Consider the following 25,857-nt stretch of genomic DNA (forward strand, 5'->3'; position numbering starts at 1 on the left):
AGCGAGATTTTCAGGCCATTCCCCTCGTCGCCGTCGCGCACCACTGCGGCATGCCGGAACGGGTCATCGGCGCCGTACGCATCTATCAGGCACAACCACGGCAGTGGTATGGCGGGCGCCTGTGCGTGGAGCAGGCCTACCGGCGCCAGGGCATGATCGGCAAGGCATTGGTCAACGAGGCCGTGGCGCGAGCCGTGGACCTGGGCTGCGAAACCTTCCTGGCCACGGTGCAACAGGCCAACGAAGCCTACTTTCACAACCTGCGCTGGCATACCCTGGAGCACATCGAGCTGCTCGGTCAGCCCCACTGCCTGATGCAGGCTCAACTGTCGCACTACCCCTTCATGCCCCGGCAGGTGGCCTTGCCGCCGCGCAAGGCGGTGGCTCATGGCTGATTCCTTGCAGGCCTTGCTGGTCGAACTGCAGAACACCCCTGCCATGCAGGCCAAACGGACCATCCAGGGCCCGGCACGAACCTTCGCCAGCCCGACGCCGGACCGCGATGCCCTGTATGCGCTACCCGGCGATGACACAGCGGCCCTGCGCTGCGGCGATCAGTACCAGCTACTGGCTATCGAAGGCATGCTGCCGGCGTTCGTCGAACAGGCCCCGTGGTTCGCCGGCTGGTCGGCGGTGATGGCCAACGTCAGTGACATCACCGCCATGGGCGGTCGGGCCACTGCTGTGGTGAACGCCTATTGGCACCATGACAGCGACGCGGCCGAGCAGGTCTTGCTGGGCATGCGCGCAGCGTGCGAGGCGTATGGTCTGCTGATGGTCGGCGGGCATACCAGCCAGGCTGCGGGAAATCCGGCGGCATTGGCGGTTGCCATAAGCGGCTGGGCGCGCAGCCTGCTGTCCACCCTGCATGTCGCGCCGGGCCAGACGCTGGCCATGGCTGTCAACCTGGACGGCCAATGGCACGCTGATGCGCCCTATTGGAAAGCGTTCGAAGGCGTCCCCGGCGAGCGCCTGCGCAGCCAACTGGAAGTCATTCCCAGGCTGGCCGAAGCTGGCCTGCTGCGCGCCGCCAAGGACATCAGCAATGCCGGCCTGCTGGGTACCCTGCTGATGCTGCTGGAGCCCACCGGCTGTGGTGCCGACGTGGATCTGGACGCGCTGCCGCGCCCGGCGGACGGCGATCTGTCGCGCTGGCTGCAAGCGTTCCCCAGCTACGGCTTCCTGCTGACCCTGGCAGACGCCGACATGGCCACCGTGCAAGCGGCCTTTGCCATCGAGGGTCTGCACTGCGCCTGCATCGGGCGTATCGACCACAGCGCTCGCGTGCAGGTTCGGCAGGCAGGGCGACACGCGCCCTTCTGGGACCTCGAACAAAACCCCTTCACCGGTTTCACCTACCCCCTCCAGGAGCACTGACATGCCCGCCGTGAACATTCGCCTGCGCTGGCCTGACGGCCAGGAAAGTACCGCGTACTCGCCCTCCACCTCCATTCAGGAGTATTTCGAAGCAGGCCACAGGTACGCCCTGGACGACTTCCTCGAGCGCGCCGAACGCGGCTTGAATGCAGCGTCCGAACGGGTCAAGCAGGTCAAGGGTTTCTATTGCAGCTCCGCCATGGACACCCTCGGCGGCTTGCGCATGCAGGCCCGCGCTTTCGCCCATCGAGACGCCCGGGTCGTGGTGATGGAGATGACGACCCAAGGCAGCGGCCATGTGAACTACGCCCGCTTCGGCGATCTTTGAACCTTCACCACGGGAGACCAGCGCATGACCCATTACAGCGCAATCGTGATCGGTGGCGGCCAGGCCGGACTTTCGGCCAGCTACTACCTGCAGCAGCACGACATCGATCATCTGGTACTGGAAAAACACAGCCTGACGCATACGTGGCGCAACCAACGCTGGGACAGCTTCTGCCTGGTCACCCCCAACTGGCAGTGCGCCCTTCCCGGCTACCCCTACACTGGCGACGACCCAAACGGTTTCATGAAGAAAGAGCAGATCGTTGCCTACCTTGATGGCTTCATCGCCAGCGTCAACGCCCCGGTACGCGAAGGCGTGGCGGTACAGAGACTGAGCCGGCGCAGCGAGGGGGGCTATACCCTGCAAACCAATGTCGGGCCGTTCACCGCCGACCAGGTCATTGTCGCCAGTGGCGGTTATCACACGCCGATCATTCCGCGCCTGGCCGAGCGCCTGCCCGCCCAGATCCATCAGTTGCACTCCGAACAGTACCGCAATGCTCAGAGCCTGCCCGACGGCGCCGTGCTGGTGGTCGGTTCCGGCCAGTCCGGCGCACAGATCGCCGAAGACCTGCATCTGGCCGGGCGCAAGGTGTATCTGGCGGTGGGCGAAGCGCCGCGCTGCGCGCGCTTCTATCGGGGCAAGGACGTGGTCGACTGGCTGGCCGAAATGGGCTACTACGACATCGGTGTGGACAGCCATCCGCTGCGCGAAGGCGTGCGCGACAACACCAATCACTACGTGACCGGCCGTGATGGCGGCCGGGATATCGACCTGCGCCGCTTCGCCCTCGAAGGTATGGAGCTGTTTGGTCGCCTGAACGAGTTGCAGGGCTCTCGGCTGATATTCTCCGCCAACCTGGCGACCAATCTCGATGCCGCCGACGCCGTCTACAACCGCATCAACGCCAGCATCGACAAATACATTGCCGAACAGGCCATCGACGCGCCAGCGGCCGAACCTTATGTACCGCTATGGCAGCCTGCGGCTGAACGCGAGACCCTGGACCTGGCCGGTAGCGAAATCACCAGCGTGGTGTGGTGCATCGGCTTCACCCCGGACTTCAGCTGGGTGGATGTGCCGGTATTCAACGGCCGCAGCTACCCCGGACACGTCCGCGGCGTCACCGCCCAGCCTGGCTTGTATTTTCTCGGCCTGCCCTGGTTGCATACGTGGGGATCGGGGCGGTTTTCCGGGGTTGCCCGTGATGCTCAGCACGTTGTGGCCGAAGTGGCGGCTATGAGCGCGTCACTTATGAGGTGACAGGCTGGGTTGGGGGATGGCTGGGTTGGGGGATGGCTGGTTTGGGGGATGGCTGGTTGGGGGATGGCTGGACGCGGCTTACGCTGCTGCTACCGATCGATGGGGGTGATGTTGGGTATCGAAAAAGGGAATTTCCTGTGGCTGTCGAGGATCAGCACTATAGCGACAGCCTATAACCACTGACAGGACGCCCTTATGAACATCAACCTGACCTTGTGCTGCATGATCGTGGTTTCGTTCGGCATCGCACTGAGCCATGTCTGAATACCGCTGACGCGCCTTCAGAGCTGCTCACCGAGCTGCTCGCGCAGGAACTCGATCAGCACCTGCACCGGCCTTGAGCTCTGCCGATGCTGCGGGTAGACCGCCGACAGCTCCAGAGGCTCGGTCGCGTACTCATCGAGCACGGTGTGCAGATGCCCGGCCGCCACGGCGGCACCGACGATGAACGAGGGCAGATACGTGATCCCCATGCCCGCAATGGCGGCTTCACGGAGCAGCTCGCCGTTGTTGGCTCGGATGCGCCCGGTGACACCAACGCTGATGGGCTTGCCCTTGGCCTGAAAACGCCACTGCACCTGGCGGGCGTGGCCATACGGTAGACAGTCGTGTTCGCCCAGCTGATCGGGATGGGTCGGTACGCCTCGAGCACTGAGGTAGGCCGGACTGGCACAGTACACACGGGGAATGCTGGCGATACGGCGCGCAATCAACGAAGAATCTTCCAGCACGCCGATACGCAGCACGACATCGAAGCCCTCACCCAACAGATCCACCGACCTGTCACTAAGATCGACCTCTACCGTGACCTCGGGATAGCGCTGCAGAAACAGCGGAATCAGGCTCCCCAGGTGCGCTACCGCGAAGGACAACGGCGCACTCAAACGCAGGGTACCCTTGGGCTGCGCGCCCTGACCGGCAATGCCTTGCTCGACTTGCTCGACCTCGGCCAGCAACCGCACCGCAGACTCATAGTAGCTCTGGCCCAACGCGGTGACGTCCAACCGCCGCGTCGACCGGTTGAGAAGCCGGGCACCCAGGCGGCTTTCCAGCTGCATCAAGCGCCGACTGATGTACTGCTTGGAGAGACCCAACTGCTCGGCCGCCGCCGTGAAGCTGCGCGACTCCATCACCTGCACGAACAGGCGCATGTCCTCGAAAGCGTTCATTGTCATTCCCTGGGAGACAGTCGGAGGTTTATAGCGGGTTGTTGCCGCGAAAGCATCCCTCAGGCGCTTCGATTCTCGACATAAGCTAAGAAACAAAGGGTATTTATATAGCCGTTTTTAGATCATTTAGGATGGAGAACCTCGGCATCATGGCCGCCTCTCTGCTGCGAAGGACCTTCCTGAATGACTCTACTCAAGCGTTTTTCTCAACCGCTGCTGGCGGCCGCCGTATTGCTCGCAGCGCTCGCCGGTTCTGCCCAAGCCGCCGACCAGCCAGGCGAAGTACGCCTCGATTACGCCTATTACTCCCCCACCAGCCTGGTTGTGCGGCACTTCGGCTGGCTGGAAAAAGCCTTGCCCGGCACCAAGGTCGATTGGGTATTGAGCCAAGGCAGCAACCGCTCGCTGGAGTACCTCAATGGGGGCAGCATCGACTTCGCCTCGACCGCCGGACTGGCCGCCGTGTTGAGCCGTGCCAATGGCAGTCCGATCAAGACCGTGTACATCGCCAGCCGCCCGGAGTGGACTGCCTTGGCGGTGCGCAAGGATTCTCCCATCAAGACCGTGGCCGATCTCAAGGGCAAGAAGATTGCCGCCACCAAGGGTACCGATCCGTTTCTGTTTACCCTGCGCAGCCTGCAACAGGCTGGTCTGACCAAGGATGATGTCGAGCTGGTGCACCTGCAGCATGCCGACGGCCGTATCGCGCTGGAGAAAGGCGACGTCGACGCCTGGGCCGGACTGGACCCACTGCTGGCCGCCAGCCAACTGCAGGCCGGATCGCAATTGCTGTATCGCAACATCGACTTCAACAGCTATGGCGTGATCAGCGTCACCGAGAAATTCGCCAAGGAGCACGCCGACACCGTGGAGCAGGTCATCAGGGTCTACGAGCAGGCACGCTCCTGGGCGCAGCAACACCCGGATGACCTGGCAGCCCTGCTGGCCAAGGAATCCGGCTTGCCACTGGACGTCGCCAAGCTGCAACTGTCACGCACCGATTTCTCTGACTCACAGCCAGGCCCCAAGCAGATCCAGGCACTGAAAGCCGCCGCGCCGATCCTCACCGCTGAGGGGCTGGTACGCAAAGGTGTCGACGTCAATGCGGTGGTCGACGCGCTCATCGAACCGCGCTTTGGCGCTCAGGTCATCGGGAAGAACTGAGAGCATGTCCGTTCCGGGTAAAACCTTGCCCCGCGCCCAGGCCGCCGTCACTCGGCACCGCTCGGGTGTGTGGCGATCGCGCGCAAAGGGCCTGGTGCTGCCTGCGTTGATCATCCTGCTGCTGGAATTCGTGGTGCGCATCGGCTGGATTCCCGCCTACCAGATGCCGGCGCCCAGCGAGGTTGCCGCCACCCTGTGGGACCTCGGCCGGGGCGCGCTCGGCAAACATGTGTTCGCCAGCCTGCTGCGGGTGCTGACCGGCTTCGTCATTGGCGCGTCACTGGCGCTGCTGTTCGCTGCCTGGGTAGGCCTGAGCCGCGAGGCCGAAGCTTATCTGGAACCCACCTTCGCCGGCCTGCGAGCCATTCCGAGCCTGGCCTGGGTGCCGCTGTTGCTGCTGTGGCTGGGCATCGATGAAACGTCCAAGGTGGTGTTGATCGCCATCGGCGCCTTTTTTCCGGTGTATGTGAACGGCGTGGCAGCGATACGCAACATCGACCGCAAATTGGTGGAAGTGGGCCAGATGTATCGCTTCAACTCACGGCGCTTGACCCTGCGCATCTTGCTGCCCGCTGCCCTGCCCGGCTTGTTCACCGGCCTGCGCAGTGGCCTGAGCATGGCGTGGATGTTTCTGGTGGCCGCCGAGCTGATCGCCGCCACCAAAGGACTGGGGTATCTGCTCAGCGACGGCCGCGAAACCTCGCGGCCCGACATCGTGCTCGCCGCCATTCTGGCCCTGGCGGTGCTGGGCAAAGTCACCGACGGATTGCTGGCCAAAGTGGAAAAACGCTGCGTCAGCTGGCGCGACGCCTACACCGGCCAGAGCTCGGGAGGTCAACCATGAGCAACACGCTGCTGGACATCCACGTCCGCCGCAAGATCTTTGCCGAGACGTTGGTGCTCAAGGACGTGCACCTGCAACTGCACGCCGGCGAAGTGGTCAGCCTGCTTGGCCCCAGCGGCTGCGGCAAAAGCACGCTGTTGCGCATCGCCGCCGGACTGGATCGCGACTACATTGGCGAAGTGAACACCTGCGGCGAGCAGCTGGCGTTCGTATTTCAAGAGCCGCGGTTGATGCCGTGGCTGAGCGTGGAGCGCAACATCGGCTTTCACGACGACAACCGCTATGACAAACCCTGGGCCACCCAACTGATCGAGGAAGTAGGCCTGGATGGCTTCGCCCAGGCCCTGCCCAAAGCGCTATCCGGCGGCATGGCGCAACGCGTGGCAATCGCCCGCGGCCTGTACTCGCGTCCGAGAGTGCTGCTGCTGGACGAGCCGTTCAGCGCGGTGGATGCATTCACGCGAATGAAGCTCCAGGACCTGCTGCTCGACCTCGCCCGGCGTCACCACATCGCCCTGCTGCTGGTCACTCACGACGTCGACGAAGCGCTGTACCTCAGCGACCGGGTACTGGTGATGGGCAACCGCCCCAGCAGCATCACCGAGGATATCGCCATCACCCTCCCCCACCCCCGCGACCGCCGCGATCCCGCCCTGGCGAGCTTCAAGGCCCAAGCGTTGACACAGTTGCAGCTGGCCCATGTGATCTGAACCCTCCCCCCTGTGGGAGCGGGTTCTACCCGCGATAGGCCCAGCAAAAGCACCCATCCCACAGCACACTTCAACATCGTGAAATCCCCCTGTGGGAGCGGGTTCTACCCGCGATGGGGCACCGACAGCAACATCACCCTACCCTGCATTACTGACGCCGGCGTGCTGCTGACCGCCCCACTATTTATATAGGCACTAAGGACGCTGAAGGATCGACATGATGGTGCCCTCATCACTATGGAGCACCATCATGCACGATCTATTGTTCTGCAAATTCCCGGCGACGCCGGACTTTGAAGCGTCCCGCCAAGCGGCGTTGTGCGAGAACCCCGCCAACGCCTTATCCTCACCGACCTCCGGGCGGCAGAAACGCGCATTGGGGCAATTCTCCAAATTCTGGAAACCAGGCCGCACACTGCGCATCGCCTTCATGAACGAACCGTCTGCCGATCATAAAAAGGCGGTCGAGACGATTGCCCGTCAGTGGCTGCGCTATGCCTACCTCAAGTTCGATTTCGTCGACGGCAAACAAGGTGAAATCCGTATTTTTACCGACATCGATTCCAATCATAGCCATGTCGGCACCGACGCACTGCTGGTCGATTCGCACGACGGGACCATGGCACTGGGCGCAAAGCCCGACGATCCGATGTTCGCCCGAACCGTCTTGCATGAGTTTGGCCACGTACTGGGGTTGCTGCATGAGCACCAGCACCCACAAGCAAACATCCCTTGGGACAAGCCCAAGGTCTACGCATACTTCGCAGCAAAAGGCGTCGATCAACAAACAGTGGATCTGAACCTGTTCGAAAAGACGGACAAAGCCATCGCCAAAGGCAATGCCTATGACCCGACATCGATCATGCACTACGCCGTGCTACAGGAGCAGACGATTGGCGACTGGGAAGTCGGATTCAATCAAAAACTGAGCAAGAAAGATCGTGCCTTTGCGCGCCGTATCTATCCTCGGCCCTCCCCGGCGGAGATGTAGGCAAGATTGCCTGGTTTCTCAGTCTTGAAGGACTAGCCCCGCTCAGGTGTAGCGCGTCGCCCACTCGGCCGCCCAGCACTTGGCTGGGCTGGCTCCCTGAGTTACAACGTTGCGTGGTCGCCAAACGCCAAAGTGATTTTTCGGAATCTGGCAGCATGAAAAAACCACGATGGATCAAGTCCATCTTCGAGCTTCATTCTGAAATCCCCAATAAGTTAAAGTGCAACAGTGGCAATCAAGCCTATGGCGCCAAGCACAAACCCAATAACCGCCCCCCGTTGTGGAAGCTCTCGCAGCATGGCGTAGATCACAATCGGCTCCAATATCAGTAGCAGCGTCAGTGATGCGACTGTCACAACCCAAATATTGCCTGTAGCTTGATACCCGAGCCAATAAGCCAAAACCAGGCTTATACCTGCCACACAAATCCAAGCCATCGGTTTGATAAACATCCCTGGGTTTTCCGAAACCTTGGCTGGCAGCTTGGCTGCGTACACTTCGCTATAAATGGTTAAGATCTCACCGAATACCATCAGGAGCAGCGCGAGCAGCATATAGTACTCTTTCTTCACACTGACCCCTTATGCAATATCTGCAGTATATCCTGAACAATCACTTGGCCCACCTCCTCACCTGAAAGCGAGAAATGAGGGCCGTCATGATCAAAGAGAAAAGTATTCTTATAAGATTCTCCCTCAAAGTTTGAGATCATATTCAGCACCGCTTCACATTCGTGCATCCTTCCAGAATGATCACGCCTTAGAAGCTTGATGGCATTTCCGAAGTGGACGGCCTCGTCAGCAATCAGGTTTTTAATCCAATATCGGAAACCTGGATGTCCAAGCCCCTCATAAAAGGTATCTTTCTTATAGGTTTTTACAGAGATGTATTCGTCATAAGCGAACTTCAACAATAATCTAAATTCATCTGACAAGATGTCATGCATGCCAGAAAAGTCCGCTGTACGGGGTTGCAATGCTTGGAGAAGGCTGAGCTCCGACATTCCGAAAACAAGACGACTCAACTCAAAAAAACCATCGGCATGATTTTTCTCATCTGCATACCAGAAATCCAAATACTGGACAAAGTAAGGTGAAAACTCCTGACGCCGCGAGTAGAGCAGATTATAGAGATTGATCGAGTCGTACTCGGAACAAAGGTCAGCCATGAAGAATTCCTTCAAAGAAGAATCAACCCCAACATTGCTCCATCCACTTCGCGCAATATCTTCAATGATAGAACGGGCACTCCAGTTTCTTTTTTTGAGGAAGCTTGTGACCATCATCTACATCACCTCTAATTTCCCGTCGTTCAACAGACGAATTTTTTTATTATCGCAGGAAGAATCGTGGATTTTATTTCTTCTTTGCTTATGGGGAAATCCGGAGCATTGTGATCTAGCACAAATGTCCCCGTATAACTTTCTTTTTCAAAATCCACCCTATAAATCTGATCGAGCATTCCTGACACTTCATGTAGTCTGTGAGGATACAGTTGCTTAGCTTTCTCAACAAAAGCGAAGAAATGCATAACCTCATCCCTTTTGGCTTTCCTTATCCAACTGGATAGTTTCGAACAAGCAAACTCGTCGTAAGTTTTAATACTTCGGTGATACACGTGAGTGGTAACAATCTCGTCATAAGCCAATGCAACCAACAATTTCAAAGGATCTGTTGCTATCGAATCGATGATACTGAAGTCCGGCTTTCTGAGCTCAGCGCTCAAGAGCACCTCATCGAATGAGATATTGCTAAAGGACGCGTAGATGATAGCAAATCCATGAGCATGATCAATTTCATCTCTAAGCCATGGATTTAATACATCGACCAACACTGCAAAGACATCAGCATGTCGTGATTCAAGATACCAATAAAGACGTCTAGCATCGTATTCAGTGATCATCGAATCAAAAAATACTTCTTTCCATGACGCTCTTGATTCTAATGAGAGCTTGCATTCCGGGAATACGAAATTTGACAGCAAATTGGCGGCATCTGGCGTGCCTCGCCTCGGTAGCTTTCCATGAATACTCATCCTTGACGCCCTCAAGTTAGCGTTGCTCAAGCACCCTAAAATTCTCGAACAGAAGTTGGTTCTGCGACTGAGTGGGCGCCCAATTAGTCTCTTGCGAAACGAGAGGCTCCCAGTATGCTTTCGCAAATTCGTATACTGCTTGCCAGTCCAGCTTTTCTGACTCGACGAGGCCTTCCGCCGGATGCGCTTGTGCCCATGCCATCCCAGCAAGAACGCTCGATACGACCTGCAGACTAGTAGCGTTATTGTATTTCGCCATTTTTCTTGCTTTTCCAATTGAAAGGTTAGACCCCAGCCAATAAGAACTGTAGATATCACTTATTAGAAAAACACCTAACTCATCGATACCGGAAACTACGCTACCCATCAGCACCTTTTTGGAAACCACTTCATTTCGGCCCTCTTTTCGAAGTAAACCTATCGACTTTACGGCCTGATCACATGGATGATATGCATAGTATACCGTAGGCCTATAGGCTGGATTTACATGATCCCCGATTGTTAAATATTCTGCGATGGACAAAGATTCGTTATGGGTAAGCAAATACGCTTGAAACTCAAGAGCGTTGGGCGACCAGCTTTTTACTAACACATCACATCCTTGCTCTTTCATCGCCACCGAATACCCATTTTTGGTGCTACCTCGGGGCGGGTTACCTTCATGGCTACCCCAACCCATTTCCGCCGGCTGGAGACACTCGGTAATTAGCCCGTCAACGGACCAGGTGCTCAAAAACTGGCCGACTGGGGATTTTTCAAAGGACACTTGGGTATCCCGCTCAGAGATTTGAATTACGCGCACCCCAAGCGCTTGGGCCAATATTGCCCACTCCTCATGCTTATGGGGTCTGAAGGTGACATCGTTGAGCATTGCCATATCGATCAGCGCTTTTTTCAAAAGCACGGAGATAAAGCCAGGGTTTGCGCCATGGGCAACGATAGCCGTTGCAAACCCTTGACCCATTTGGGCGGCCATTTCCTTCATCCTCTCACGCAAGGCAAAATTACTGGTTAGCGTAGCGCCCTCCTCAGCGTATCCCCAAGGCTCAATACAAGTATCCAGATAAAGCGCGCCATGCGATTGAGCAAGCCTAATGAGATCTACGCTGGAGACTGACACTGCTAGGTTTAGAAGAAAAGTTTGCTCACTCAGATGTGAAGATAGTATTGCCTCAAAATTATCTGCCGTCAGGGCCACTTCAATCACATTCACGCTGTACTCAACCGCCAGCGCTTCTTGACGGGCATCGACTATTTTCTCGAGGATAGTGATATCGCACGTATACTGACGCCTCAGAAGAGGCAGCAGCGCCTGAGCGATACTTCCAAACCCAACAATGACAATGTGCTCAATCAATTTCATTCGAGAAACCTCTTATTTTTTCAATAGACATTAGCACTGCTATAGCTAGCAACACGGCACTAGGTCGAAGAGACCTTAATAACGGATCTGCACGGTTTATGCACGTGGGGACTCGGCGCGATATTTTTAAAGAAAGATAACTACCAGCCAGACACACTCTGCCATTGAGATCTTGTTTGCATGAGATGCGTAGAGTAGGAGGCTGGGCCGACTTCGAAGGCGTTACACTGCATTTCCTTGCTCCTGCTTGTTGGATTTATTCTTTCGCAGAAGCAAGGGTAGTCCGCGCTACCCGCATTTCAAGGAAACTACCAACGCACTATACATAAACAGACACTGCCTACGTCGCCGGGTAATATTTCCTACTTTGAAGCGCTTCCGGCTGTGCTCTTCCATACAAATGAAGTGCCCAACCCATATGCCTGAGACCAAATGCGTGGCGGGCAGTTAATTTTTGGTAAGGGCCACGCATTCGGAGATCTGCGTAGTACGCGTTCACTTGAGCGGTAGCGTCACTACACACCCTCCCTCCGCACTGGCCCGCGCTGCATCCAGTGTCCGCACCGTCAACAACACCTGGTCCAGCGTCACTGGCGGCGGTGTGCCCGCCTCCAATGCTGCCTGCAATTGCAGGTAGTACTGCGGCCAACTGCCCTGTTCCGAGCGCACCTGATCGCGCTGATCTCCCTGCTGCAACCAACCCCAGTTACCCGGTTCCTCGACGCCCCAGCGCTCGCCTTCGCTGCTGGGCGAGCGACCGGCGAGCAAGGCTTCTTCCTGCGCATCCAGGCCATTGACGGTGTAAGTGCCCGCGGACCCGGTCACACGAAACCGGCGCGGCTCCGCCGCTTGCAGCTTGCTGCCGTGCAGGTGGCTGACCACGCCGTTGGCGTGGGTCAGGGCGACGAAGAAGCTGTGGTCCACTTCGGGCGCCTCAGGGCTGTAGGTCAGCTCACCATAGACGCGAAGCGCCGGACCGAACAATTGCAGCGCCTGGTCAACCATGTGGCTACCCAGGTCACGCAGCACCCCACCGCCGCTGGTGTTGCCCAGGGAATGGGGCGAGTAACGCTCGATACGTGATTCAAAATGACGTATGTCACCCAGGGTGCCGTCTTCGATCAGCTTGCGCACGGTGAGGAAATCCGAGTCCCAGCGACGATTCTGGTAAACGGTCAACGGCACGCCGCGCTGCTTCGCGGCTTCGATCAAGGCGCTGGCTTCATCGGCATCCACGGCGAACGGCTTGTCACTGACGACCGCGACGCCCTGTCCGATGGCTTCGCGGATGAGCTGGGAACGGCCTTCCAGCGGCGTTGAAATGACGACCAGGTCTACACCTGCCTCCACCAGTTGGCCAATGCTGTCGAAAGGTCTGACGCCGGGGTGATCCTTGGCCAGCTCTTCACGGCGAGAGGCAGAGCGCGTGACCACGCCGGTGAAGGTCGCGGCGGGCAGGCTTGCCAGCAGGGGGGCGTGGAAGTAGCGGCCGCCTTTGCCATATCCGACCAGTCCGATTCGCATGGTTGAAACTCCTTGGGTAGTGATGGCTTCCAGCCGCTGATGCCCAGCGAGCTGCGCTACAAGTGACAGGCTAGAGCAGTCCTGGGTTCGATTGCGTCTGATCTGCCGTGCGTGCAGGAGGAGCGGTGAATGCTCCCCTCTCAGCCGTCAGCAATCAGCAATCAGCAATCAGCAATCAGCGCTTGAGCTTGCGCTTGTTGCGGTACTGATCGATCACCACGGCCGCCACGATGATCAGCCCCTTGATGATGTCCTGAACATAGGCGTCCACCCCCACGAAGGTAAAGCCGCTGGCCATGACCCCCAGGATCAGCGCGCCGATCACCGTACCGCCGATACGGCCGACGCCACCCACCAGGCTGGTGCCACCGATCACGGCGGCAGCGATGGCGTCCAATTCATAGGACATCCCCATGCCTGCCTGCCCGGTGGCTGCCCGTGCCGAAGCCACCACCCCCGCCAAACCAGCCAGCAGACCGGCCAGGCTGTAGACGATCACCAGGTGGCGCTTCACATTGATCCCGGACGTGCGAGCAGCGGCCATATTGCCGCCAATGGCGTAGGTGTATTTGCCATAGCGGGTATAGCGCAGCGCGATGTGGAAAATCACCGCCACGGTCAGGAAAATGATCACGGGCATGGCCCCGCGGCCAATGGCGGTGTAGGAATCGGTGAGCATGCTGATCGGCTGCCCTTCGGTATAGAACCGCGCCAGCCCTCGCGCCGAAACCATCATGCCCAGCGTGGCAATGAACGGTGGAATACCGGCGACGGCGATGATGCTGCCATTGATCGCCCCTGCCAGCAAACCTACGCCGAGCCCGCAAAGAACCGGAATCCACACGGGAAGGTCGGTCAGCGAGGGAAACACGGCGCGGGCGAAATCGGAGCTTTGCGCCAGGCTTGCCGCTACCATCGCCGAGAGTGCGAGCACCGAGCCCGAAGACAGGTCGATGCCCGTGGTGATGATCACCTGGGTGACGCCGATGGCGATGATCCCGATGATCGAAACCTGCAGAATCATCAGAACCAGACGCTGGCTGTTCATCAAGAAGCTTTGCTCGCGAACTACCCAGCCCAGCACCTCGAACACCAAAGCGATGCCGATCAGCACCAACAGAATACTCAGCTCCGTCGGCAGGCGCCGACGGCCGCGAGCTGGCGTTGCCGCCGGTTTGTTTTGCAGAATCGCACTCATGGTCCAAGCCTCGTTGTTATTGTTCTCAATGCAGGGCCAGTCCGGAAGCGAGCTGCATGACTCGCTCCTGGGTCGCTTCACCCCGGGCAAGGGTGCCCATCAGTTCGCCTTCGTGCATCACCATCACCCGGTCACACAGGCCCAGTACCTCAGGCAGCTCCGAAGAAATCATGATCACGGCCATGCCCTCTTGGGCAAGGAAGGTGATCAGTCGATAGATCTCGGCTTTGGCACCGACGTCGATGCCCCGGGTGGGCTCATCGAGAATCAGCACGCGCGGCTTCGTCATCAACCAGCGCGCCAACAAGGCTTTCTGCTGGTTGCCTCCGGAAAGGGTATCGATGCACTGCTCGAGCGAGGGCGTCTTGACCCGCAGTTTCCTGCACATGTCTTCGCACAGGCCGCGAAGAGCCTTGTGGCGCACGAAGCCGCCGCCGCAGTAGTGAGGCAGCACAGCCATCCCATGTTTTCCAGCACCGAGAGGCAGCCAAACAGTCCCGTCAGCTTGCGGTCTTCGGTCAGCAGCGCAAAGCCCTTCTCTATAGCCATGTGTGGATCGGTCATATACAGCTGCTGTCCGTCCAGGCTCACCGTGCCGCTGCTGGCCGGCGTGATGCCGAACAGGGTTTCGGCCACATTGGTACGCCCCGAGCCCATCAGCCCCGCGACCCCCAGAATCTCTCCGGCATGCAAGTCGAACGACACGTTCTGGAATACGCCATCCAGCGTCAGGTCGCGCACTGCCAGCAGCAGTGGCCCAACCGGCTGTTCACGTTCGGGAAACAGGGTGCTGAGTTCCCGCCCCACCATCATCGAGATCAGCCTGTCACCGTCGAGCGCCCGCGCTTCGTGCAAACCTACGAAGACACCATCGCGGAACACCGCGACCTCATCGGCGATGGCGAAAACCTCCTGCATCTTGTGGGTGATGTAGATGATGCCCTTACCCTGAGCCTTGAGGTCCTGGATGATCGTGAACAACTGCTCCACTTCAGTCTCGGTGATCGCTGATGTGGGCTCATCCATGATCAGAATGTCCGAGTCGTAGGACACGGCCTTGGCGATCTCCACCATCTGCCGCTCGGCGATGCTCAGGTTGACGACCTGCTCATTGGGGTCCAGCGCAATGCCCAGGCGTTCGAGCAGCCGCGCGGTGCAGTGATGCATGGCGCGATGATCCACCAGCTGCAAACCATTGAGGGGCTCGCGACCGATCCAGATGTTTTCGGCAATGGTCATGTGCGGCATCAGGTTGAGTTCCTGATGGATCATGGCAATACCGGCCTGCAAGGCAGCCAGCGGTGTGGCAAAGACTACCGGCTCACCTCGCAGGCAGATCTGGCCGGCATCCGGTTGATAGATCCCGGCGATGATTTTCATCAGGGTCGATTTACCCGCGCCATTTTCCCCCATCAAGGCCAGCACCGATCCGGGGCGTACCCGCAGTTGCACGTCATCGAGGGCGATCACCCCCGGGAAGCCCTTGCTGATGTGGCTCATTTCGAGCAGATAGGGGCGGTCGTCGATCGTGGAAGTACGCATCTGTGGTTCTCCGTCAATAAGCTGAGCAGCCGGGCCCGCTCGCCACCGGCAGGATTCATAGGGAGAAACGCTGGGCAATTACCTGAAGTTCTCGACGTTGTCCGGGGTGATCAACTGAAAGGGAATGACCCGTCTTGGCTCGTAGGGCTGCTTGCTAGCCATCTTCACCGCCACATCCACGGCGCCATCGGCCTGCCCTTTGGCGTCCTGGAAAACCGAAGCGGCAAGTTCGCCCTTGCGGATCGCGTTCAACGCATCGGGCGTCCCGTCCACCCCCGCCACCCACACACTGCCGGGCTTCACGCCGGCCTGTTTGAGTGCCATCACCGCGCCAATGGCCATCTCGTCGTTGTTGGCTATCACCGCGTTGAACTGGCGACCCTGAGTGAGCCAATCGTTGACCAGCGTCATGCCGCGGTCACGCAGCCAGACGCCTGTCTGTTCCTGTACCACCTTGATGCCGGGGTAGTGGCCAAGAATTTCCTTGGCGCCTTTGGTACGGTTGGTGGTGGCGTTATTCGCCAGATCGCCCAGCAGGATGACGATATTGCCCTGCCCCGCCATCTTGTCGGCCAGATACTGCATTTGCAGCCGTCCCGCTTCCAGCTCATCCGACACCACCACTGCAACGCCCTTGGGCAACTGCGCATCCTCCGGCGCCCGATTGACGTAGACCAGGGGAATCCCTGCGCCGGTCACCGCCCGGGTGATCTGCTCCACGGCGGCGGTGTCGACGGCGGCAACGATGATGGCATCGACTTTCTGGCTGATGAACGATTCGACCTGGCTGAGCTGCCTGACCACATCGGCGCGGGCATCCTCGAACTGCAAGGTAACGCCGGCGGGGTCTGCCTTGGCTCTGGCCACCATGGACTCACGCAGGTAGGTCAGCCAGGCATCATCGAACTGAGCCATGGCCACCCCGATCTTGAGATCAGCCATGGCGGGGCCACTGGCAAGGAAGAAAGGCAAAACGAGCGCGGCGAGCAGACGAGAAGGTTTCATATGAAAAGTACCTGCTTTTGATTGTTGGTTTTATTGGATAGGCGGGTCAGCTTTCAGCTATCGACTGTAGAAACACGGTCGCTCGGGCAGCCCTACCGGCACCACCCCACCACTGCGCTGCGCGACGATGCAGGCGTCCGCCGCTACAGCGGCGGCATACCCGTCCCATGCCGAAGGTCCGGTAAGGGTCCCTGCCCGGACGCCGTCGATAAACGCCTGCAGCTCGACGTCGTAGGCCGCCATGAACCGCTCTTTCCAGTCCGTCAGGATGACGCTGGACACCTGGGCCGTACTGCGCAGCTGCACTTGCGGCGGCTCGGGCAGCCGCGCCGTACCGCTTTCGCCAACCACTTCGCACTGGATGTCGTACCCGTACTGGCAATTGACGAAAACCTCGACATCGATGCGCGTGCCGTTGAGCGTTTCGATCAGCACCACCTGTGGGTCGCGCAGATAGGGTTGGGCGTTACTGCTCTGGCGTGGAAATACAACCTGTACCGATTTGTAGTCGTCGGCCAGCAGCCAGCGCAGCACGTCCAACTCGTGAATCAACGTATCGGTAATGGCCATGTCGGTGGTGTAGTGCGCCGGCACCGACGGGTTGCGATGGGCGCAGTGAAGCATCAGCGGGGCGCCGATCCGGCCGCTGTCGATCACCGCCTTGAGCGCCTGGTAGCCTGGGTCGTAGGGGCGCATGAAACCCACCTGCACCAGGCGCTTGCCGTGGGCGATTTCCGCTTCGACGATGCGCCGACAACCGTCTGCGGATACCGCCAGCGGCTTCTCGCAAAACACCGGCTTGCCACTGGCGATGGCCGCCAATACGTAATCTTCGTGGCTCGGTCCCAATGAAGTCACGAGCACCGCCTGAACGTCCGCGGCCTCGATCAACGCCCAGCCGTCGCTATGGATCTGGGCATCGAGCCCTTGGGTGGCGACCACATCGGCGGCCTGCTCCGGGTTGATATCGCTGACCGCAACCACGGTGCAGCCCAGAAGCGCATGGGTACACCGTCGGATATGGTCGCGGCCGATGGCGCCGGTGCCTATGACGCCCAGTCGTAGCGGCGCGGCAGAAGGTGAAGGTATGGACATGGACAGCTCCTGGTGGGTGATGCTGACGAGCAGCGTGCTTCAATATCGGCGGGCCTTGGTCACGTTCAGCGCCACGGCACGTGCGGCGGCCCTGGTTCGCTCGCTGGTGGAAACCTGCGCCACACCCACCCGCCACCACGACAGATAGCCATGGAGCATGGTCTTGGGCAGTACCTTGATATCGATCAACGTCGAGACGGTTTGCCGCCGTACATCGGCCAGCGCCGCACGCAGTTGCTCAACGCTGGTCACGCGGTAGGTCTTGCAGCCGTAGGATGCCGCGTTCATGGCGAAGTCGACCGGCACCAGGCCGCCATCGAGCAGGCCGCTGCCCGGGTCGCGAAAACGCAATTCGGTGCCGAAACTGTCCATCCCATGGCCCATCTGCAAGTTGTTGATGCAACCGAAGGCCATGTTGTCCAGCAACACCACATTGATCTTGCGCCGCTCCTGAACCGCCGTTACCAGCTCCGAATGCAGCATCATGTAGGAGCCGTCGCCTACCAGCGCATACACCTCCCGGGCAGGCTCGGCAAGCTTGACCCCCAGCGCCGCGTTGACCTCGTAGCCCATGCAGGAGTAACCATATTCGACGTGGTAGGTGTTGGCCTCGCGGCATTGCCAACTGCGCTGCAGATCGCCCGGCAGACTCCCCGCGGCGGCAACGATGATGGCGTCACGCGGCAGGCTATCGTTGAGTACCGCCAGCACCTGACTCTGGGTCAGGCACGAGCCGGTCAGTTCGACGAACTCGCGCAGGACTGCTGGATCCGTGTGGTCGTCGATCTCGGGTACGAACTCGGTGCCGCCATATTCAACCTGACCGAGGCGCACCAACTCCGTGGCAAGCTCGGCCTTGGCCTGGGCAATCCGCCCGCCCCAGGCGCTGCGGTAGCCGGCCAGCGCGTGCTGCTCGCCGAGTGCGACCAGGCTTGCCTGGGCGTCCGCTAGCATCTGGACGCCATCGAGCTTCAAGACGTCGGCAGAATTGATGTTCAGATTCAGAAACTGTGCGCGGGGATGCTGGAACAACCACTTCGACGAGGTGGTGAAATCGCTGTAGCGCGTGCCTATGCCAATGATCAGATCAGCTTCCTTGGCCAATTGATTCGCCGCCAGACAGCCGGTTTCGCCTATGCCGCCAACGTTGAGCGGATGATCGCAAGTGATTGCGCTTTTGCCAGCCTGGGTTTCTGCCACGGGGATGCCGAAACGTTCGGCGAACGCCTGCAGTTCGAGGTTGGCGGACGAGTACCTGACCCCACCGCCACAGATGATCAGCGGTGTGCGCTTGCCCAGCAGCAGTCGGCTGGCGTCAGCCAGCATATTTTGCGTGGGCTGCCGGCGGTCGATGCGATGCACCCGTCGGGCCAGAAAACTGTTGGGATAATCGTAGGCCTCCGCCTGCACGTCCTGGGGCAAGGCCAGTGTCACGGCACCGGTTTCGGCAGGGTCGGTCAGTACGCGCATGGCGTGCAGCGCCGCGCTCATGAGTTGCTCGGGACGGTTGATGCGATCCCAGTATTTACTGACCGCAGCAAAGGCGTCGTTGGTGCTGATGCTCAGATCATGGAACTGCTCGATCTGTTGCAACACCGGATCGGGTTGCCTGCTGGCGTAGACGTCGCCGGGCAGCAGCAGCAATGGAATGCGGTTGGCAGTAGCGGTGGCCGCTGCGGTCACCATGTTCGCCGCGCCAGGCCCCACGGATGACGTGCAGGCGTAGATCTTGCGCCGCAGATGTTGTTTGGCGAAACCGATGGCGGCATGGGCCATGCCTTGCTCGTTGCGCCCCTGATGCACCAGCAGTTCGCCGCTGTCCTGTTGCAGCGCCTGTCCCAGCCCCAGCACGTTGCCATGACCGAACACGGTAAACACACCGGCGACGAATTTGCTCTGTACGCCATCCACCTCGACGTACTGGTTGTCCAGAAACTTGACCAGGGCTTGAGCCATGGTCAGGCGGGTAATGGTCATGCGCGGTTCCTCGGCAGGATCGAGTGATGCGTTGAGTCGGCGGCGCCTTCCCGGCGGCTGGTCACCGTCTGAAAGATGATGGCGCTATGCATCGAGTAACCATGCATGCCGCGGGTCGTTATGGAATTGCCAGACGCGCCGGGGCCCGGCCATGACATTCAGGTAATAGGACTCGTAGCCATAGGGCGCGCACACCGGGTGGTAGCCCCTGGGTACCATCACCAGATCGCCGTTTTCCACCGCCATCGCTTCATCGAGGCTGCGGTCGTCGGTGTACACACGCTGGAACACGAATCCCTGGGGCGGATTGATCCGGTGGTAATAGGTTTCCTCCAACAGGCTCTGATGCGGCAGGTCGTCGGTATCGTGCTTGTGCGGCGGATAGCTGGAGGAGTGCCCCGGCGGCGTGCGCACTTCGACCACCAGCAGCGAATGGGCATCTCCGGTGTCCGGCAGGATGTCGCACACATAACGTGTGTTGGCGCCCTTGCCCCGAACACTGCGCCGCATGCTGGCGGGGTCGATCAGCCGCGCTGGCCAGCCTGCGTCACGGCTGCCAGGAGCCGAACACACCGCAATCTGCAGGTTGCTCAGGGCACTGACCCGGACCTGGGTATCGGGCGGTAGATAGACGGCGTAGGGCGACCTGTCTTCGAACACGCAGTCCCGGCGGCCGACATTGCCCCAGCCGATTGCACCTTGCCCTGGCGCATACCTTCCAGATCGAGCCTGCCGGCGAGCACCACCACACACAACTCATGGTCGCCTGCGCTCAGCGCCAGGCTTTCGCCCAGGCTCAACCGATAGGCCGCAAAGCCGACATACTGAAGACACCCTTCGGGCAACTGCACCTGGACCTGGCCCTGTGGACAGCCTTTGATCAACAGGCTCATGCCCGGCTCCTTTCTTCGAGCAACCGTCGCAGCGTCTCGTAACCCTTCTGCGCATAGGCATAGCTCGGGGCCACGGCGGGGTCCTGTTCGGCCTCCACCACCAGCCAACCCTTGTAGTCACGGGCCAGCAACGCGTCGAGCAAGGCGGCGAAGTCGATGTCGCCATCGCCCGGCACCGTGAATGTGCCGTTGACGATGCAGTCGGGGAAGCTCCAGCGTTCATTGCGGGCCATCTGCACCACTGGCGCGCGAACGTCCTTGAAGTGCACGTGGCAGATTCGCTCGACGTGTGTGCGCAGCATCTGCAGAGGATCGCCACCGCCCATGTAGCAGTGTCCTGAGTCAAACAGCAGGCCTACCTCCACCCCCGTCAGGGTCATCAGCCGGTCGATGTCCTCTGGCGATTGCACATAGGCGCCCATGTGCGGGTGGTACGCCAGGCGCACACCTTGAGACAGGGTGAACCGGGCCAGTTCGTCGAGCTTGTGGGCATAGGCCTGCCAGTCCTGCGCGCCGGCGAACCTGGGCCGCTCGGCCAACGCGACGGCCTGTCCCTGGATCGAATCGGCCGTCTCGCCGTATACCAGCACCTTGGCGCCATTGCTGCTCAGTAACTGCACATGGCTGGCAATCGCGTCGATCTCTTCGGCCACTGATCGATGCGCCAGCAAGCCCGAGTACCAACCGGACACCAACGCCAGGTCATGTGCACCCAGTACGTCGCTGACGCCCTGGGCCGTGCGGGGGAACTTGCCGTTGAGCTCGAAACCTTCGTAGCCGATCGCTTTGCCCTCACTCAAGGCCGTTTCCAGCGAGGTTTCACCCCCGAGCGCGGGCAGATCATCATTGCTCCAGGAGATAGGGTTGATGCCGATTCGGATAGCGGACATGACGGTACCTTTATTGTTGTAGGCGTACTCAGGCGTCGCTGAGCCGGCGTCACTGCGCTCGGGCAGTGCACCAGGCGTGGATCAGGGCGTCGAAGGTGCCGCGCACCCGTTCGATCAAGGTGGCGTCGTCGATCTGCCCGGTCAGCCATGCATGAGCGGGTTCCTGAAAAATCGTCCGACCCACGGCAAAGCCTCGACAGCTTCTGCTGCGACGCGCATGGAGAAAACCTTGGGCCAGTACCTCCACGGGCGCATTGAGCCCCAGCAACACCACGCCATGACACCAGGGGTCGCGCTCTTCTATAAGGGCATCGATGTGCTGCCACTCGCCTGCGGTGGGCGCTTCGATCTTCCACCAGGCCGGGTAGATGCCCAGGTTGTACAACCGCTTGAGCGCACGATAGAGAACGTCCGGATGCGCACCGCAGAGGTCACTGGGGGGAATGATCTCCAGCAGCAGTTCGTGGCCGCTGACCAGCGATGCGTCATACACCGCGCGAATCTGCGCCTCCTGTTCGAGCCGCAGCATGGGTTCGTCGTCAGGGTGATAGTGCACCAGGCACTTGATGATCTGCTCCTTGGGCCAGGCGATCAGGCTGGTACCGACGGAGCGACCGTGTTCGAAAGTCAGGGGCCGCGATCCCTGCCGTTCTACCGGGCGCGCCACCCACCATCCACGTCCGGTGGCGGCATCGAGAGCGTCCTGGCCGAAGCGCTGATCGACCAGCACGCCAACGTCAGCCACCACCCCTCGGTCGGCCAGGCCGGCCTGCACGTGCTCCACTGCCTTCACGAACAACTGCTTGAGCTCGCTGATCCGCTGTACATCGACGCCGCCTTGTCGTGCCAGATCGAAGAACTGGCTGCGATGATCGAAGGCGAAGATGAACAACTGACGCCAGTGTCGGCGTGGCACGCTGACTCGATGAAGTCGCTGCACGGTGTCGTCCAGGTCGGGACGTGCGATAGGGACCGGGCGGCTGAACAGATAGTCGAGCTCGGCAGCGGTTGGCATGGCCGGCGCGCAAGCATGACGCGACACTACCAACGCCCCGCAGGCATTGCCCAGTTGGCAGCAGCGCTCATCGCTGGCATCGCGCAACCAGCCGCTGAGGTAGCCGGACAGGAACGCATCACCCGCCCCCAGTACATTGAGTACCTGCACACGAAGACCGGGATGAATGATCGCGTCTCCCAGTCGCGCCGGCACGGCCCCGCTGATGACCGTGCATCCTAGAGCCCCCAGCTTTACCACCAGGGTTGCCGCGCTGAGGCTGCGCACGGTGCGCAACGCGGTGACCAGATCCTCACTGCCTCCGGCAAGCAGAAACTCTTCTTCGGTGCCCACGATCAGGTCGAAGTGCGACAGGATGCCTTGCACGTGCTGGCTGACGCGCTGGTCGGCGACAAACCGAGTGGCACCGTCGGCCTTGCCGGTCAGCCCCCACAGCACCGGACGATAGTCGATATCGAGCACCCGCTGCACGCCGTACCGCTCGGCGTATTCCAGCGCCCGAAGGCTCGCGCCGTGAACACCCTCGGTAGAGAAATGCGTGCCGGTGATCAACAGTGCCTTGCTGGAAGCAATGAGGTGCTCGTGTACATCCTCGGCACACAGCGCCATGTCGGCGCAATTTTCCCGGTAGAACACCAGCGGAAAGGTTTCGCGATCCTCCATGCCCAGCAACACCATGGCGGTGAGGCGCTCGCGGTCGACGGCGACAGCGCTGACATCGCAGCCCTCGCGGGCCAGCGACTCCCTGAGGAAGCGTCCCATGTGGTCATCGCCCACCCGGCTCAGCATGGCGGACTTGAGGCCCAATCGAGCCGTGCCGAAAGCGATGTTGGCCGAGGAGCCGCCCAGCGACTTGGCAAAGCTGCTGACATCCTCCAGGCGGGCGCCTATCTGTTGGGCATAGAGGTCAACGCCCAGCCGCCCCAGGCACACCAAATCGTATTGTCGCCCACTGGCGAAACGACTCCGGCTCATATTGGCTCCTGTTGTTTTTATAAGCCTGCACGGGCCTTCTGAAAGAAAGCGCCATTCGTGCCGTGACTCTAGGACGGCAAAGCCCAATAATCAATTTTATTTCCATGATCTATCATTTCAGAATATTTTTATCGTTCGAGCCATGTCGTTTGCCGCCACCGCACCGTATGTGTCGCGGTTTTTTTCTGACAAGCGCTGTAACATGCCAGCCACCTGATGAAGTCGAGCGCCTGCGCGTGCACGCGCTGCCCCGACCCTGCCATAAGGATTGCCCATGCCCCGCTCCGAGCCGCCGGCGGCCGCCACTTCCCATCCCGAGAACAGCGAACCGGGTGCCTCGACGGCAATTGCTCCGGCGCAAACTGCCGAACAACTGTTGCAGCAGATCACTCGGGACTACGATGACCTGCCTCGCCAACTCAAGCGGATCGCCAGCTACATGACGCAGCAGAGCGAACGCATCATGGTTGATCGGATCAGCGACATTGCGCGCGAGTGTGAAGTGCAGCCTTCAGCCATCGTGCGCTTTTCGCAACGCCTGGGTTTCAGCGGCTTCAGTGAAATGCAGGCGTTGTTTCGCCAGGCCTATACGCAGAAAGCCAGCCCTGTACAGAATTACCAGCAACGCATTCGCCATCTGATCGACAGCAAGTCCAGGAGCACCCGCAGCGTCGATCTGGCCCGCGAGTGCGTCAGTGCGACCTTGTCCGGCATCGAGCGGCTGGAACGGGAGCTTGACGGTGACGCGTTCGAAACGGCTACCGAGCTGGTCGCCAACGCCGAAAACATCTACGTGGTAGGCGTTCGACGATCCTTCGCGGTCGCCGACTATCTGGTGTACAACCTGCAACACACCAACAAGCGCATTCATCTGGTGTCAGGGCTGGGCGGCAGCTATCGCGAGCAGATGCGCAGCGTGCGTGCCGATGACCTGGTGATTGCCATCAGCTTCACGCCCTATGGCAAGGAAACCCAGCACTGCCTGCGCATCGCCCAGTTGCATCAGGCCAAGACGCTGGTCATCACTGATAGCAACCTGTCCCCCCTGGCCAAGCGCGCCGACAGCGTGTTGCTGGTGAACGAGGGCAGCTCGTTCGCATTCCGTTCCCTGAGCGCCACGCTGTGCCTCTGTCAGGCGCTGTTCATTGCCGTCGCGTATCGGTTGGAACTGAAGGTGGACGAGATTCACGAGCAACCGGGCTTCGAAGACTGAAGCCCGGTGCCGTCCGCCCTCACTTCACGGGCATGATCAGTAGTCGACCCACACGCCACCGGCATCCGCCGATTCGACACAGCGCTGCACCCAGCGCACACCTTGCACGCCGGCCTCTATGTCGGGATAGGGCAAGGGCGGGGCCAGACCCCGGTCTGCGGCGTCCATGGCCAGCGCGAAGCGCAGATACATATTCGACCAGGCGTCGAACAGGCCCTCGCAATGCCCCGGCCCCACCCGATCGTCCACCAATGCTTCGGGATGCAGATAGGCCATGCCTCGCTCCAGCACCTGGGCGGGCTTGCCTTGCACCTCGACACTCAGCTGGTTGGGCCGCTCGTCCCACCACTCGAGACTGGCCTGCGAGCCGATCACCCGAATTTTCTGACCGTGCATGCCGCCAGCATTCACAGCACTGGTCCAGAGCATGCCCATGGCCCCGCCGGCATACTCCATGAGCGTGTAGGCGTTATCTTCCAAGGGCGCACGGCTTTTGACGAAGCTTTGGCGGCTGCACAGCAATCGCTTGATTTTCAGCTTTGGCAACATGACCTCGCTGATATGGAGCGGGTGAGTGGCCAGATCGCCCAACACATAGCTGGGCCCGGCGACGTTGGGGTCAACGCGCCACTTCGCCGCTTCGCTTTGGGCTTCCACGGCAGCGCTGTGAAAACCATGAGCGAACTGCATGTGCACCATGCGGATATCACCCAGCTCACCCGCGGCGATCATCGCCCGCGCCTGCTCGATCATCTGATGCCCTGCGTAGCCGTACGCCAGGCCCACCACCCGCCGACGCTCCCTGGCCAGATCACGCAAGTGATGGGCCTGCTGCACGGTGAAGCACAGCGGCTTCTCGCACACCACGTGAAGGCCGGCCTCCAACGCCGCCTTGGTGATCGCGAAATGGGTGCCGTTGGGGGTGGCCACGGTGACCGCCTGAATGCCGTCGGCCCGCCGAGCTTCCTGCTCGAACAAGCTCAGGTAGTCGGGGTAGCAGCGATCCGGGTCGACGCCCAGCTGAGCGCCGAACGTGCGACCGCGCTGAGTGTCGAGGTCGAACGCACCGGCGACCAAGGCGAAGCAGTGGTCCCGGAGTGCGGCCGAGCGGTGACTGTAGCCAATCTGGCTGAGGCTGCCGCCCCCAACCATGGCCCAGCGGATGGGGTGAGCGAGAAGCTTGCTGCCATTGATCATGATGTTGTCCTTGTTAGTGATCAGGGGCGGTAACGATAGCAGCAGCGTGGAGCGGTGGCGTTGGGTCCCCTATCGTACACAGCGCAACAC

22 protein-coding genes and 2 pseudogenes are annotated in these 25,857 nt (G+C 60.1%); 9 read left to right on the top strand and 15 right to left on the bottom strand.

Annotated features, from left to right (window positions below; genetic code table 11):
* From B3397_RS05520 to B3397_RS05535, 4 genes are all read left to right on the top strand, one after another.
* Nucleotides 1-395, top strand: a 395-nt coding sequence (locus B3397_RS05520; protein WP_296248010.1) for an MSMEG_0567/Sll0786 family nitrogen starvation N-acetyltransferase, incomplete at its 5' end; no start/stop codon positions are given.
* The gene (locus tag B3397_RS05525) at nt 388-1,377 is read left to right on the top strand and encodes a sll0787 family AIR synthase-like protein (RefSeq protein WP_296248011.1); all 990 of its coding nucleotides are present in this window, start codon (nt 388-390) and stop codon (nt 1,375-1,377) included. The genes B3397_RS05520 and B3397_RS05525, both read left to right, overlap by 8 nt.
* Nucleotide 1,378: 1 nt before the next feature.
* Entirely contained in the window at nt 1,379-1,705 is a 327-nt protein-coding gene (locus B3397_RS05530; RefSeq protein WP_296248013.1) for an MSMEG_0570 family nitrogen starvation response protein, read from the top strand.
* Between the two features lie 24 nt (nt 1,706-1,729).
* Nucleotides 1,730-2,968: an MSMEG_0569 family flavin-dependent oxidoreductase gene (locus B3397_RS05535; protein WP_296248015.1), complete on the top strand. Its 1,239-nt coding sequence runs from the start codon at nt 1,730-1,732 to the stop codon at nt 2,966-2,968.
* 281 nt (nt 2,969-3,249) lie between these two features.
* On the opposite strand, the gene B3397_RS05540 is transcribed toward B3397_RS05535, so the two are convergent.
* Complete coding sequence (locus B3397_RS05540) at nt 3,250-4,137, bottom strand: LysR family transcriptional regulator (RefSeq protein WP_296248017.1); 888 nt, start codon at nt 4,135-4,137, stop codon at nt 3,250-3,252.
* Between the two features lie 183 nt (nt 4,138-4,320).
* Here B3397_RS05540 and B3397_RS05545 point away from each other — a divergent pair, with 183 nt between their 5' ends.
* From B3397_RS05545 to B3397_RS05560, 4 genes are all read left to right on the top strand, one after another.
* Nucleotides 4,321-5,301 (top strand): aliphatic sulfonate ABC transporter substrate-binding protein, encoded by a 981-nt coding sequence (locus B3397_RS05545; protein WP_296248019.1) that lies wholly within the window; start codon nt 4,321-4,323, stop codon nt 5,299-5,301.
* Nucleotides 5,302-5,305: 4 nt separating this feature from the next.
* On the top strand, nt 5,306-6,145 hold the full coding sequence (locus B3397_RS05550; protein ID WP_296248021.1) for an ABC transporter permease: 840 nt from the start codon (nt 5,306-5,308) through the stop codon (nt 6,143-6,145).
* Complete coding sequence (locus B3397_RS05555; protein WP_296248023.1) at nt 6,142-6,855, top strand: ABC transporter ATP-binding protein; 714 nt, start codon at nt 6,142-6,144, stop codon at nt 6,853-6,855. Before B3397_RS05550 ends, B3397_RS05555 begins: the two co-directional genes overlap by 4 nt.
* A 250-nt stretch (nt 6,856-7,105) precedes the next feature.
* The gene (locus tag B3397_RS05560) at nt 7,106-7,846 is read left to right on the top strand and encodes a M12 family metallopeptidase (RefSeq protein ID WP_296248025.1); all 741 of its coding nucleotides are present in this window, start codon (nt 7,106-7,108) and stop codon (nt 7,844-7,846) included.
* 215 nt (nt 7,847-8,061) lie between these two features.
* Here B3397_RS05560 and B3397_RS05565 read toward each other — a convergent pair whose 3' ends face one another.
* The 13 genes and pseudogenes from B3397_RS05565 to B3397_RS05625 all read right to left on the bottom strand — a co-directional run bounded on the left by B3397_RS05565 (nt 8,062) and on the right by B3397_RS05625 (nt 23,357).
* Entirely contained in the window at nt 8,062-8,400 is a 339-nt protein-coding gene (locus tag B3397_RS05565; protein ID WP_296248026.1) for a hypothetical protein, read from the bottom strand.
* Nucleotides 8,401-8,414: 14 nt separating this feature from the next.
* Nucleotides 8,415-9,131 (bottom strand): hypothetical protein, encoded by a 717-nt coding sequence (locus B3397_RS05570; RefSeq protein WP_296248028.1) that lies wholly within the window; start codon nt 9,129-9,131, stop codon nt 8,415-8,417.
* Nucleotides 9,132-9,157: 26 nt separating this feature from the next.
* Complete coding sequence (locus B3397_RS05575; RefSeq protein WP_296248030.1) at nt 9,158-9,880, bottom strand: hypothetical protein; 723 nt, start codon at nt 9,878-9,880, stop codon at nt 9,158-9,160.
* 16 nt (nt 9,881-9,896) lie between these two features.
* Nucleotides 9,897-11,243: a saccharopine dehydrogenase NADP-binding domain-containing protein gene (locus B3397_RS05580; protein ID WP_296248032.1), complete on the bottom strand. Its 1,347-nt coding sequence runs from the start codon at nt 11,241-11,243 to the stop codon at nt 9,897-9,899.
* A gap of 495 nt (nt 11,244-11,738) precedes the next feature.
* On the bottom strand, nt 11,739-12,767 hold the full coding sequence (locus B3397_RS05585) for a Gfo/Idh/MocA family protein (protein WP_296248034.1): 1,029 nt from the start codon (nt 12,765-12,767) through the stop codon (nt 11,739-11,741).
* Between the two features lie 175 nt (nt 12,768-12,942).
* Complete coding sequence (locus B3397_RS05590) at nt 12,943-13,965, bottom strand: ABC transporter permease (protein WP_296248037.1); 1,023 nt, start codon at nt 13,963-13,965, stop codon at nt 12,943-12,945.
* Between the two features lie 25 nt (nt 13,966-13,990).
* Nucleotides 13,991-15,507 (bottom strand): annotated as a pseudogene (locus tag B3397_RS05595) (sugar ABC transporter ATP-binding protein).
* 78 nt (nt 15,508-15,585) lie between these two features.
* Nucleotides 15,586-16,512 carry a sugar ABC transporter substrate-binding protein gene (locus B3397_RS05600; RefSeq protein ID WP_296248039.1) on the bottom strand — a complete coding sequence of 309 codons (927 nt, stop codon included), beginning with the start codon at nt 16,510-16,512 and terminating at the stop codon, nt 15,586-15,588.
* Between the two features lie 57 nt (nt 16,513-16,569).
* Nucleotides 16,570-17,607: a Gfo/Idh/MocA family protein gene (locus B3397_RS05605; RefSeq protein ID WP_296248041.1), complete on the bottom strand. Its 1,038-nt coding sequence runs from the start codon at nt 17,605-17,607 to the stop codon at nt 16,570-16,572.
* Nucleotides 17,608-17,646: 39 nt separating this feature from the next.
* A complete protein-coding gene (gene iolD / locus B3397_RS05610) occupies nt 17,647-19,584 on the bottom strand; it encodes a 3D-(3,5/4)-trihydroxycyclohexane-1,2-dione acylhydrolase (decyclizing) (protein WP_296248043.1) in 1,938 nt (645 codons plus the stop codon).
* 84 nt (nt 19,585-19,668) lie between these two features.
* Nucleotides 19,669-20,477, bottom strand: a pseudogene (gene iolB / locus B3397_RS05615) (5-deoxy-glucuronate isomerase).
* Nucleotides 20,474-21,367: a myo-inosose-2 dehydratase gene (iolE, locus tag B3397_RS05620; RefSeq protein ID WP_296248045.1), complete on the bottom strand. Its 894-nt coding sequence runs from the start codon at nt 21,365-21,367 to the stop codon at nt 20,474-20,476. Before iolE ends, iolB begins: the two are co-directional and overlap by 4 nt.
* A gap of 49 nt (nt 21,368-21,416) precedes the next feature.
* A complete protein-coding gene (locus B3397_RS05625; protein WP_296248047.1) occupies nt 21,417-23,357 on the bottom strand; it encodes a bifunctional 5-dehydro-2-deoxygluconokinase/5-dehydro-2-deoxyphosphogluconate aldolase in 1,941 nt (646 codons plus the stop codon).
* Between the two features lie 274 nt (nt 23,358-23,631).
* Here B3397_RS05625 and B3397_RS05630 point away from each other — a divergent pair, with 274 nt between their 5' ends.
* Nucleotides 23,632-24,570, top strand: a complete 939-nt coding sequence (locus B3397_RS05630; protein WP_296248049.1) for a MurR/RpiR family transcriptional regulator — start codon at nt 23,632-23,634, stop codon at nt 24,568-24,570.
* Nucleotides 24,571-24,606: 36 nt separating this feature from the next.
* Here the strand turns inward: B3397_RS05630 and B3397_RS05635 are convergent, their stop codons facing one another.
* Nucleotides 24,607-25,767: a Gfo/Idh/MocA family protein gene (locus tag B3397_RS05635; protein WP_296248050.1), complete on the bottom strand. Its 1,161-nt coding sequence runs from the start codon at nt 25,765-25,767 to the stop codon at nt 24,607-24,609.
* Nucleotides 25,768-25,857: the final 90 nt, after the last annotated feature.

It is taken from the genome of Pseudomonas sp. UBA4194 (assembly GCF_002379585.1).
GTDB lineage: Bacteria > Pseudomonadota > Gammaproteobacteria > Pseudomonadales > Pseudomonadaceae > Aquipseudomonas.

Coding starts and splice junctions, on each gene's coding strand:
- B3397_RS05525 (WP_296248011.1), top strand. CDS start 388: ATGGCTGATTCCTTGCAGGCCTTGCTGGTCGAACTGCAGAACACCCCT.
- B3397_RS05530 (WP_296248013.1), top strand. CDS start 1,379: ATGCCCGCCGTGAACATTCGCCTGCGCTGGCCTGACGGCCAGGAAAGT.
- B3397_RS05535 (WP_296248015.1), top strand. CDS start 1,730: ATGACCCATTACAGCGCAATCGTGATCGGTGGCGGCCAGGCCGGACTT.
- B3397_RS05540 (WP_296248017.1), bottom strand. CDS start 4,137: ATGAACGCTTTCGAGGACATGCGCCTGTTCGTGCAGGTGATGGAGTCG.
- B3397_RS05545 (WP_296248019.1), top strand. CDS start 4,321: ATGACTCTACTCAAGCGTTTTTCTCAACCGCTGCTGGCGGCCGCCGTA.
- B3397_RS05550 (WP_296248021.1), top strand. CDS start 5,306: ATGTCCGTTCCGGGTAAAACCTTGCCCCGCGCCCAGGCCGCCGTCACT.
- B3397_RS05555 (WP_296248023.1), top strand. CDS start 6,142: ATGAGCAACACGCTGCTGGACATCCACGTCCGCCGCAAGATCTTTGCC.
- B3397_RS05560 (WP_296248025.1), top strand. CDS start 7,106: ATGCACGATCTATTGTTCTGCAAATTCCCGGCGACGCCGGACTTTGAA.
- B3397_RS05565 (WP_296248026.1), bottom strand. CDS start 8,400: ATGCTGCTCGCGCTGCTCCTGATGGTATTCGGTGAGATCTTAACCATT.
- B3397_RS05570 (WP_296248028.1), bottom strand. CDS start 9,131: ATGATGGTCACAAGCTTCCTCAAAAAAAGAAACTGGAGTGCCCGTTCT.
- B3397_RS05575 (WP_296248030.1), bottom strand. CDS start 9,880: ATGAGTATTCATGGAAAGCTACCGAGGCGAGGCACGCCAGATGCCGCC.
- B3397_RS05580 (WP_296248032.1), bottom strand. CDS start 11,243: ATGAAATTGATTGAGCACATTGTCATTGTTGGGTTTGGAAGTATCGCT.
- B3397_RS05585 (WP_296248034.1), bottom strand. CDS start 12,767: ATGCGAATCGGACTGGTCGGATATGGCAAAGGCGGCCGCTACTTCCAC.
- B3397_RS05590 (WP_296248037.1), bottom strand. CDS start 13,965: ATGAGTGCGATTCTGCAAAACAAACCGGCGGCAACGCCAGCTCGCGGC.
- B3397_RS05600 (WP_296248039.1), bottom strand. CDS start 16,512: ATGAAACCTTCTCGTCTGCTCGCCGCGCTCGTTTTGCCTTTCTTCCTT.
- B3397_RS05605 (WP_296248041.1), bottom strand. CDS start 17,607: ATGTCCATACCTTCACCTTCTGCCGCGCCGCTACGACTGGGCGTCATA.
- iolD (WP_296248043.1), bottom strand. CDS start 19,584: ATGACCATTACCCGCCTGACCATGGCTCAAGCCCTGGTCAAGTTTCTG.
- iolE (WP_296248045.1), bottom strand. CDS start 21,367: ATGTCCGCTATCCGAATCGGCATCAACCCTATCTCCTGGAGCAATGAT.
- B3397_RS05625 (WP_296248047.1), bottom strand. CDS start 23,357: ATGAGCCGGAGTCGTTTCGCCAGTGGGCGACAATACGATTTGGTGTGC.
- B3397_RS05630 (WP_296248049.1), top strand. CDS start 23,632: ATGCCCCGCTCCGAGCCGCCGGCGGCCGCCACTTCCCATCCCGAGAAC.
- B3397_RS05635 (WP_296248050.1), bottom strand. CDS start 25,767: ATGATCAATGGCAGCAAGCTTCTCGCTCACCCCATCCGCTGGGCCATG.